Source organism: Burkholderia sp. Ac-20353 (assembly GCF_017104785.1).
GTDB lineage: Bacteria > Pseudomonadota > Gammaproteobacteria > Burkholderiales > Burkholderiaceae > Burkholderia.
In genome coordinates this window covers 1-3,376 of the sequence record NZ_JAAGPL010000378.1, presented here as the reverse complement: position 1 = coordinate 3,376, position 3,376 = coordinate 1, and the positions used below count along the sequence as shown (strand labels likewise).

General features: G+C 68.9%; 1 protein-coding gene. It reads left to right on the top strand.

Annotated features, from left to right (window positions below; all coding sequences use genetic code 11):
• Window positions 1-107: 107 nt before the first annotated feature.
• Window positions 108-3,242 (top strand): multidrug efflux RND transporter permease subunit, encoded by a 3,135-nt coding sequence (locus G3N94_RS40340; RefSeq protein ID WP_205799760.1) that lies wholly within the window; start codon window positions 108-110, stop codon window positions 3,240-3,242.
• Window positions 3,243-3,376: the final 134 nt, after the last annotated feature.

The window sequence follows — 3,376 nt, the reverse complement described above, 5'->3', positions numbered from 1 at the left end:
AGGCGCGGCCCGCCGCGGCCGCGTCGTCCGACACCGCGCCTGCCACCGCGCCCCCCGCGGCCGCTGCTTCGGCGGCCGCCCGTCAAACCTGACCGGTTCGAACCAACATGGCACGCTTCTTCATCGATCGCCCCGTGTTCGCGTGGGTGATCGCAATCTTCATCATGCTGGGCGGCGTGTTCGCGATCCGCGCGCTGCCCGTCGCGCAGTACCCGGACATCGCACCGCCCGTCGTCAGCATCTACGCGACGTATCCGGGTGCGTCCGCGCAGGTCGTCGAGGAATCGGTCACCGCGCTGATCGAGCGCGAGATGAACGGCGCGCCGGGGCTGCTGTATACGTCTGCGACGAGCAGCGTCGGCTCGGCGTCGCTGTACCTGACGTTCAAGCAGGGCGTGAATGCCGATCTCGCTGCGGTCGAGGTGCAGAACCGTCTGAAGACGGTCGAGGCGCGGCTGCCCGAGCCCGTGCGGCGCGACGGCATCCAGGTCGAGAAGGCTGCCGACAACATCCAGCTCGTCGTGTCGCTGACGTCCGAGGATGGCCGGATGACCGACGTGCAACTCGGCGAATACGCGTCGGCGAACGTTGTGCAGGCGCTGCGCCGCGTCGAGGGCGTCGGCAAGGTGCAGTTCTGGGGCTCCGAATATGCAATGCGGATCTGGCCCGACCCGGTCAAGCTGGCCGGCCACGGGCTCACCGCATCGGACATCGCGTCGGCCGTGCGCGCGCACAACGCGCGCGTGACGGTCGGCGACATCGGCCGCAGCGCGGTGCCGGACAGCGCGCCGATCGCGGCGACCGTGTTCGCCGACGCGCCGCTGAAGACGCCGGCCGATTTCGGCGCGATCGCGCTGCGCTCGCAGGCCGACGGCTCGGCGCTGTTCCTGCGCGACGTCGCGCGCATCGAGTTCGGCGGCAACGACTATAACTACCCGTCCTACGTGAACGGCAAGACCGCGGCCGGGATGGGCATCAAGCTCGCGCCGGGTTCGAACGCGGTCGCGACCGAGCAGCGCGTGCGCGCGACGATGAACGAGCTGGCGAAGTTTTTCCCGCCGGGCGTCACGTACCAGATTCCGTACGAGACGTCGTCGTTCGTGCGCGTGTCGATGAACAAGGTCGTCACGACGCTGATCGAGGCGGGCGTGCTCGTGTTCCTCGTGATGTTCCTGTTCATGCAGAACCTGCGCGCGACGCTGATCCCGACGCTCGTCGTGCCGGTCGCGCTCGCGGGCACGTTCGGCGTGATGTTCGCGATGGGCTTCTCGATCAACGTGCTGACGATGTTCGGGATGGTGCTCGCGATCGGCATCCTCGTCGACGACGCGATCGTCGTCGTCGAGAACGTCGAGCGGCTGATGGTCGAGGAACGGCTCGCGCCGTATGAAGCGACCGTCAAGGCGATGAAGCAGATCAGCGGCGCGATCATCGGCATCACCGTGGTGCTGACGTCGGTGTTCGTGCCGATGGCGTTCTTCGGCGGCGCGGTCGGCAACATCTACCGGCAGTTCGCGCTGTCGCTCGCGGTGTCGATCGGCTTCTCGGCGTTCCTCGCGCTGTCGCTCACGCCCGCGCTGTGCGCGACGCTGCTCAAGCCGGTCGCCGACGGCCATCACGAGAAGGGCGGCTTCTTCGGCTGGTTCAACCGCTTCGTCGCGCGCGCGACCGAGCGCTATGCGCTGCGCGTCGGCGGCGTGCTGAAGAAGCCCGTGCGCTGGGTCGTCGTGTACGGCGCGCTGACCGCGGCCGCCGCGCTGATGCTCACGCAACTGCCGACCGCGTTCCTGCCGGACGAGGACCAGGGCAACTTCACGGTGATGGTGATCCGGCCACAGGGCACGCCGCTCGCGGAAACAATGCAGAGCGTGCGCGAGGTCGAGCGCTACGTGCGCACGCAGGAGCCGGCCGCGTACACGTTCGCGCTCGGCGGCTACAACACATACGGCGAGGGGGCGAACGGCGGGATGATCTTCGTGACGCTGAAGAACTGGAAGGAGCGCAAGTCCGCGCGCGACCAGGTGCAGGCGATCGTCGAGCGCATCAACGAGCACTTCGCGGCGACGCCGAACACGACGGTGTTCGCGATGAATGCGCCGCCGCTGCCGGACCTCGGCTCGACGAGCGGCTTCGACTTCCGGCTGCAGAACCGCGGCGGGCTCGACTACGCGGCATTCGTCGCCGCGCGCGAGCGGCTGCTCGCCGAAGGCAGCAAGCATCGGGCATTGACCGACCTGATGTTCGCGGGCACGCAGGACGCGCCGCAACTGAAGCTGGACATCGATCGCGCGAAGGCGTCCGCGCTTGGCGTGTCGATGGACGAGATCAACACGACGCTCGCGGTGATGTTCGGCTCCGACTATATCGGCGACTTCATGCATGGCGCGCAGGTGCGCCGCGTGATCGTGCAGGCGGACGGCCGGCACCGGCTCGATCCGGACGACGTGAAGAAGCTGCGCGTGCGCAATGCGCGCGGCGAGATGGTGCCGCTCGCCGCGTTCACGACGCTGCACTGGACGTTCGGCCCGCCGCAGCTCACGCGCTACAACGGCTTCCCGTCGTTCACGATCAACGGCTCGGCCGCGTCCGGCCACAGCAGCGGCGAGGCGATGGCCGCGATCGAGCGGATCGCGGGCGAACTGCCGGCCGGCATCGGCTACGCGTGGTCGGGGCAGTCGTTCGAGGAACGGCTGTCGGGCGCACAGGCACCGATGCTGTTCGCGCTGTCGGTGCTCGTCGTGTTCCTCGCGCTCGCGGCGCTGTACGAGAGCTGGTCGATTCCGTTCGCGGTGATGCTGGTCGTGCCGCTCGGCCTGATCGGCGCGGTGCTCGGCGTGACGCTGCGGACGATGCCGAACGACATTTATTTCAAGGTGGGGCTGATCGCGACGATCGGGCTGTCCGCGAAGAACGCGATCCTGATCGTCGAGGTCGCGAAGGATCTCGTCGCGCAGGGAATGTCGCTCGTCGACGCAGCGCTCGAGGCCGCGCGGCTGCGGCTGCGGCCGATCGTGATGACGTCGCTTGCGTTCGGCGTCGGCGTGCTGCCGCTCGCGTTCGCGTCCGGCGCGGCGTCCGGCGCGCAGATGGCGATCGGCACCGGCGTGCTCGGCGGCGTGATCTCGGCGACCGTGCTCGCGGTGTTCCTCGTCCCGCTGTTTTTTGTGATCGTCGGCCGGCTGTTCAAGGTCGGCACGCGCCGCCGCGGCAGTGCGCAATCGACGACGATGGAGGGAACGTGATGATGTTTCGCGTGAATGCGCGCGCAGGGCTGCGCGTCCAGGTCGCGCTCGCGGCCGCGCTCGTGCTGGCCGGCTGCTCGCTCGCGCCGCGCTACGAGCGCCCGACGGCGCCGGTGCCGGCCGCCTACGCGCCA